The following is a 6,754-nucleotide window of genomic DNA, read 5'->3' on the forward strand; positions in this document are numbered from 1 at the left end:
TCACCGTTTGCTTTTGATGATGGTGCCCAGGCCTTGCAGATAGGCCACCAGCGCGTCCATTTCGGTTTTGCCCTTCACGGCATCCCTGGCACCGGCGATGTCTTCGTCGGTGTAAGGGACGCCGAGTGTGCGCAACACTTCCATTTTCTTGGCCGTGTCTTTGCCATCGAGCTTGTTTTCTACGAGGAACGGGTAGGCCGGCATTTTCGACTCGGGGACGACGTTGCGCGGGTTGTACAAGTGCGCACGCTGCCAGTCATCGGAGTAACGACCGCCGACGCGGGCCAGATCCGGGCCAGTACGTTTGGAACCCCACAGGAACGGGTGATCCCAGACGCTTTCACCGGCGACCGAGTAGTGGCCGTAGCGTTCGGTTTCGGCACGGAACGGACGGATCATCTGCGAGTGGCAGCCGACACATCCGTTGGCGATATAAACGTCGCGGCCTTCCAGTTCAAGGGCGGTGCGCGGCTTCATGCCTTCGACCGGCTTGTTGGTGACGTCCTGGAAAAACAGCGGAACGATTTGGGTCAGACCACCGACGCTGACGGCGATGACCATGAAGAAAGCCAGCAGGCCAATGTTCTTCTCGACGGCTTCATGCTTCATCAGTGAGCTCCAACTACGGCAATCTTGGCGGCGGCTTCGGCTTCAGCCGGGTTCGAGGCGCGAACGGTGCGCCATACGTTGTAAGCCATCAGCAGCATGCCGCTGGCGAAGAACGCACCGCCCAGGGCGCGGACGATGAAACCAGGGTGGCTGGCCTGCAGCGCTTCGACGAACGAGTAGGTGAGGGTGCCGTCATCGTTGATTGCACGCCACATCAGGCCTTGAGTGATGCCGTTGACCCACATCGAAGCGATGTACAGAACGGTACCGATGGTCGCGAGCCAGAAGTGCGCGTTGATCAGGCCGGTGCTGTGCATCTGCGCACGGCCGAACAGTTTCGGGATCATGTGGTAGATCGCGCCGATCGAGATCATCGCTACCCAGCCGAGCGCGCCGGCGTGTACGTGGCCGATGGTCCAGTCGGTGTAGTGCGAGAGCGAGTTGACGGTCTTGATCGCCATCATCGGACCTTCGAAGGTCGACATGCCGTAGAACGCCAGCGATACCACGAGGAAACGCAGGATCGGGTCGGTGCGCAGCTTATGCCAGGCGCCCGACAGGGTCATCATGCCGTTGATCATGCCGCCCCAGCTCGGCGCCAGCAGAATGATCGACATCGCCATGCCCAGCGATTGTGCCCAATCCGGCAGCGCGGTGTAGTGCAGGTGGTGCGGGCCGGCCCAGATGTACAGGGTGATCAGCGCCCAGAAGTGCACGATCGACAGACGATACGAGTAGATCGGACGTTCGGCCTGTTTCGGCACGAAGTAGTACATCATCCCCAGGAAGCCGGTAGTCAGGAAGAAGCCTACGGCGTTGTGGCCGTACCACCACTGGATCATCGCGTCGGTGGCGCCCGAGTAAGCCGAGTAGGACTTGAACAGGCTGACCGGCAGCGACATGTGGTTGACGATGTGCAGCATCGCGGTCACCACGATGAACGCACCGTAGAACCAGTTACCGACATAAATGTGCTTGGTCTTGCGCTTGGTGATGGTGCCGAAGAACACCAGACCGTAGGTGACCCAGACAATGGCCAGCAGAATGGCGAGGGGCCATTCCAGTTCCGCGTATTCCTTGGTGGTGGTGTAACCCAGCGGCAAGGTAATGATCGCGCCGACGATCACCGCTTGCCAGCCCCAGAAGGTGAAGGCCGCGAGGCTGTCGGAAATCAGTCGCGTCTGGCAGGTTCGCTGCACGACATAGTAGGAAGTGGCAAACAGTGCACAACCACCGAAGGCGAAAATCACCAGGTTTGTGTGCAACGGGCGCAGGCGTCCAAAGCTCGTCCACGGCAGACCGAAATTCAACTCCGGCCAGACCAGTTGCGAGGCGATGAAGACACCGAGCCCCATGCCAAGGATCCCCCAGACCACCGTCATGATGGCGAACTGGCGGACTACCTTATAGTTATAAGCAGTCGGACTGATTGCTGTGCTCATTCTAAGGTTCCACGGTTTGGGTGTTTTATTAGGATTAAAATCGGCCGCAAGTATGTAGAAAGCAGGGGGGCAATGCAACGCGCCATGACCTGGGTCAATGCTTTCCAACGCTGATTCTGCGGCCTTTCCATGCGCCGCGTAAGGACAAAATTGCCCTCGGGCAAAATGTCGCAGCGGACGAAAAAAGCGAGGGGTCCCGGTCGGATGTAACGGGGTGTGTTCGAACGCTCGGTTCGGGTGACGGACGGTAATTGGCACGACAGCCGGTATCTACCGGCCTTTGCGGCCATGTCAGTCAGCCGATTCGTTCAACGCCTCGCTCGGGGTCGACCTGGAACCGGCACGGGCCAGTCCGCATCGAGCAAGCGTAGACCCGAATCCGGGTAACCGAAAGGAGAGGGGGTGAAGGGGTGCGACAATGCGTCGCAAAGGGGCTGGAAACTGCCGCACTGGAAACGTGCGGCAGTCTTGTGCGCAATGATTACTTTTTATTGTCCTCAGTAATCAGTTTTTCTGTATTCAATCCATTGCTAAGGCTGTACACATAAGCGGCCAGCAATTGCACTTTATCGTTGCCCAGCAGCTCGTTCTGAGCCGGCATGTGGCCCTGACGACCATGGCGAATGGTCTGCTCGAGCTGGGTCAGGCTGGTGCCGTAGATGAAACCGGCTGGGTGCGTCAGGTTCGGCGCGCCCATGGCTTCAGTGCCCTGGCCGTTTGCCCCGTGACAGGCGACACACATGGTGCTGAACGCTTGCTGCCCGGCTTGCAGATCCGCCTTGTTGTCCGCCGCCAGTGGCAGGCCGGCCAGTTCGTGACGCACGTAAGCCGCGACGTTTTTCACCCCGGCCTCGCCCAGTGCGTCGCCCCACGCCGGCATCGCCGCCATCCGGCCACCCATGATGGTGGTCTTGATGGTTTCGGCGCTGCCGCCCCAACGCCAGTCCTTGTCGGCGAGGTTAGGGAAGCCGAACGCGCCCTTGGCATCCGAGCCGTGGCACACCGAGCAGTTGGAGGCGAACAGGCGGCCGCCCATTTTCAGCGCCTGCGGATCCTTCGCCACTTCTTCCACCGGCATGGCAGCGAATTTGGCGAAGATCGGCCCGAACTTGGCGTCAGCCTTGCTCATTTCCTTTTCCCACTCGTGGACGCCGGTCCAGCCGTCCTCGTAGCCGGGCAGGATGCCTTTCCAGTTGCCCAGGCCCGGGTAAAGGATCAGATAGCCCACGGAAAACACCAGCGTGCCGGCGAACAGCATGAACCACCACTGCGGCAGCGGGTTGTCGTACTCCTCGATGCCGTCGAAGCTGTGGCCCATGGTCTGGTCGACACTGCCCTTGGTTTCGCCCCGACGGGTGCCGACCAGCAGCCAGGTCAGGCCGATCAGGCTGCCGATGGTCAGTACGCAGATCCACGTACTCCAGAAGGTGGTCATGGCCGGGTACTCCTTGTTTCAGATGCTTGGGTTGGGTCGGGTTGCGGCTCGTCGGCAAACGGCAGCAGGCGCGCTTCGGCGAATTCCGGCGTGCGCTTGCGGTTGAACACCCACAGGGTCAGGCCGACGAAGGCCACGAACACCACGACCGTGCCGAGGCCGCGAATCAGCCCCGCGCTCATTTCAATGACCATCGGGCTCACCTCTTGCTCTTGATCGCAGTGCCAAGCACTTGCAGGTAGGAGACGAGGGCGTCCATTTCGGTCTTGCCCTTGAGGCTGGCCACCGCGCCGCTGATGTCGTCGTCGGTGTACGGCACGCCGAGGGTGCGCATGACCTTGAGCTTGGTTTCGGTGTGGCTGCTGTCGACCGGTTGGGTGACCAGCCATGGGTAGGCCGGCATTTTCGATTCCGGTACAACGTTGCGCGGGTTGTACAAGTGCGCACGGTGCCAGTCATCCGAGTAACGCGCGCCGACCCGGGCCAGGTCCGGACCGGTACGTTTCGAGCCCCACAGGAACGGGTGATCCCACACGCTTTCACCCGCCACCGAGTAGTGCCCGTAACGTTCGGTTTCAGCGCGGAACGGACGGATCATCTGCGAGTGGCAACCGACGCAGCCTTCGCGGATGTAGATGTCACGGCCTTCCAGTTGCAGCGCGGTGTAGGGCTTCATGCCTTCCACCGGTTTGTTGGTCACGTCCTGGAAGAACAGCGGGACGATCTGGGTCAGGCCGCCGATGCTCACGGCGAACACCATCAGCAGCATCAGCAGGCCGACGTTCTTTTCAATCGTTTCGTGTTTCATGGCGGACTCCTCAGGCCATCTGCGCGGCAGCAACGACGTCAGCAGGCTGCGAGGCCCGCACGGTGCGCCAGGTGTTGTAAGCCATCAGGAACATGCCGCTGAGGAAGATCGCCCCGCCAATCAGCCGCACGACGAAGCCAGGGTGGCTGGCCACCAGGGTTTCGACGAAGGAGTAGGTCAGCGTGCCGTCCTCGTTCACCGCACGCCACATCAGGCCCTGGGCGATGCCGTTGACCCACATCGAAGCGATGTACAAAACGGTGCCGATGGTCGCGAGCCAGAAGTGCGCGTTGATCAGGCCGATGCTGTGCATCTGCTCTTTGCCGAAGACTTTCGGGATCATGTGGTACAGCGCGCCGATGGAAATCATCGCCACCCAACCGAGCGCGCCGGCGTGTACGTGGCCGATGGTCCAGTCGGTGTAGTGGGAGAGGGCGTTCACCGTCTTGATCGCCATCATCGGACCTTCGAAGGTCGACATGCCGTAGAACGCCAGCGACACCACGAGGAAGCGCAGGATCGGGTCGCTGCGCAACTTATGCCAGGCGCCCGAGAGGGTCATCATGCCGTTGATCATGCCGCCCCAGCTCGGGGCCAGCAGTACCAGCGACATCACCATGCCCAGCGACTGTGCCCAGTCTGGCAGCGCGGTGTAGTGCAAATGGTGCGGGCCGGCCCAGATGTACAGGGTGATCAGCGCCCAGAAGTGCACGATCGACAGGCGATACGAATACACCGGACGTTCGGCCTGTTTCGGCACGAAGTAGTACATCATCCCGAGGAAACCGGCGGTGAGGAAAAAGCCTACGGCGTTGTGGCCGTACCACCATTGCACCATCGCATCGGTTGCACCGGCGTACACCGAGTAGGACTTGGTGAAGCTCACTGGCAACTCGAGGTTGTTGACGATGTGCAGGATCGCCACGGTGATGATGAACGCGCCGAAGAACCAGTTGCCCACATAAATGTGCTTGGTCTTGCGCTGCATGATCGTGCCGAAGAACACGATGGCGTAGGCGACCCAGACGATGGTGATCAGGATGTCGATCGGCCATTCCAGCTCGGCGTATTCCTTGGAGCTGGTGTAACCCAGTGGCAGGCTGATGGCTGCCAATAGAATCACAAGCTGCCAGCCCCAGAAGCAGAACGCGGCGATTTTCGGCGCAAACAGTTGGGTCTGGCAGGTGCGCTGCACCGAGTAGAACGAACTGGCGAACAAGGCACAGCCGCCGAACGCGAAGATCACCGCGTTGGTGTGCAGCGGGCGCAGGCGTCCGAAGCTGGTCCACGGCAGGTTGAAGTTGAGTTCGGGCCAGACCAATTGAGCCGCGAGAAAAACCCCGAGCCCCATGCCGACGATGCCCCACACCACCGTCATAATGGCGAATTGGCGGACCACCTTGTAGTTGTAGGCGGTACTGATAGAAGTGTTCATGGTTCCCCATCCACGGTTCAGCCGAAGTGAGCGCGCGCAGAAAACGCCGCGAATCCTTCGCCTGGAGTTATAGGCAGACTAAAAGCGAGGCAAGCATGGACAAACAGCACAAGGCCAGTATTGACGGGGATCAATGGGCGCAGTGCCTGCGGGATCACGGGTGGCTTTGGGATGCGGCTAGTGGTGAGGCTTCGGCGACGCTCATCCTCGCGCATGGGGCGGGGGCGCCGATGGACAGTGAGTGGATGACGGATGTGGCTGGGCGCCTTGCTGGGCTTGGTATTAACGTGTTGCGGTTTGAGTTTCCTTATATGGCGCAGCGGCGGGTTGATGGCAGTAAACGTCCGCCGAATCCGGCGCCGAAGTTGCTGGAATGTTGGCGTGAGGTTTATGGCTTGGTGCGACCTCATGTCGCTGGTTCACTGGCGATTGGCGGGAAGTCTATGGGGGGGCGGATGGCGAGTTTGCTGGCTGATGATTTGGGTGCGGATGCGCTCGTGTGTCTGGGTTATCCGTTTTATGCGGTTGGGAAACCGGAGAAGCCGCGGGTTGAGCATTTGGCTTCTTTGCGGACTCGGACGTTGATCGTGCAGGGCGAACGGGATGCTCTCGGCAATCGGGAGGCGGTTGAAGGGTATTCCTTATCGCCGAGTATTGAAGTGTTTTGGTTGGCGGCGGGGGATCATGATTTGAAGCCGCTCAAGGTTTCCGGGTTTACGCATGAGCAGCATTTGGCTTCGGCTGCGGAGAGGGTTGCCGGGTTTCTTTGTTGAGGCTTTCTGGGGCGGGGGGCATATCCGTTGCTGCGGTAACGGCTGCTTAGGGTTTCGCCCTTACGGCGACTCACTTTTTTGACAAACGCCTCAAAAAAGTAAGCAAAAAAAGGCTTGCTCCTACGTCCGGCCCGCTCGCTGAGGCTCGGGGTTCCTTCGCTCCGGGATTCATCCGGGGGGCATCGCCTACGGTTTGCTTCGCTGCACCTCCTCTCGATGTGTTTGGCTTCGCCAAACGGTCGCTGCGCTCCC

General features: G+C 60.3%; 7 protein-coding genes. 1 reads left to right on the plus strand and 6 read right to left on the minus strand.

The features are described from left to right. The 6 genes from ccoO (N8H71_RS27620) to ccoN (N8H71_RS27645) form a co-directional block, all read right to left on the minus strand. On the minus strand, positions 1 to 609 hold the full coding sequence (gene ccoO / locus N8H71_RS27620) for a cytochrome-c oxidase, cbb3-type subunit II (RefSeq protein WP_011333287.1): 609 nt from the start codon (positions 607 to 609) through the stop codon (positions 1 to 3). Beyond that, a complete protein-coding gene (gene ccoN, locus N8H71_RS27625; RefSeq protein WP_007960352.1) occupies positions 609 to 2,051 on the minus strand; it encodes a cytochrome-c oxidase, cbb3-type subunit I in 1,443 nt (480 codons plus the stop codon). The genes ccoO (N8H71_RS27620) and ccoN (N8H71_RS27625) overlap by 1 nt, the downstream gene beginning before the upstream one ends. A 481-nt stretch (positions 2,052 to 2,532) precedes the next feature. After that, a complete protein-coding gene (gene ccoP / locus N8H71_RS27630; RefSeq protein ID WP_262196413.1) occupies positions 2,533 to 3,486 on the minus strand; it encodes a cytochrome-c oxidase, cbb3-type subunit III in 954 nt (317 codons plus the stop codon). Beyond that, positions 3,483 to 3,680 (minus strand): cbb3-type cytochrome oxidase subunit 3, encoded by a 198-nt coding sequence (locus N8H71_RS27635; RefSeq protein WP_064378782.1) that lies wholly within the window; start codon positions 3,678 to 3,680, stop codon positions 3,483 to 3,485. Before N8H71_RS27635 ends, ccoP begins: the two co-directional genes overlap by 4 nt. A gap of 5 nt (positions 3,681 to 3,685) precedes the next feature. Next, complete coding sequence (gene ccoO / locus N8H71_RS27640) at positions 3,686 to 4,294, minus strand: cytochrome-c oxidase, cbb3-type subunit II (protein ID WP_007960355.1); 609 nt, start codon at positions 4,292 to 4,294, stop codon at positions 3,686 to 3,688. A gap of 10 nt (positions 4,295 to 4,304) precedes the next feature. Next, on the minus strand, positions 4,305 to 5,729 hold the full coding sequence (ccoN, locus tag N8H71_RS27645; RefSeq protein ID WP_011333291.1) for a cytochrome-c oxidase, cbb3-type subunit I: 1,425 nt from the start codon (positions 5,727 to 5,729) through the stop codon (positions 4,305 to 4,307). 95 nt (positions 5,730 to 5,824) lie between these two features. On the opposite strand from ccoN (N8H71_RS27645), the gene N8H71_RS27650 reads away from it, so the two are divergent. Further along, entirely contained in the window at positions 5,825 to 6,502 is a 678-nt protein-coding gene (locus tag N8H71_RS27650) for an alpha/beta family hydrolase (RefSeq protein ID WP_262196414.1), read from the plus strand. Positions 6,503 to 6,754 lie beyond the last annotated feature (252 nt).

The organism is Pseudomonas koreensis, assembly GCF_025447595.1.
Taxonomy (GTDB): Bacteria; Pseudomonadota; Gammaproteobacteria; order Pseudomonadales; family Pseudomonadaceae; genus Aquipseudomonas; species Aquipseudomonas koreensis_H.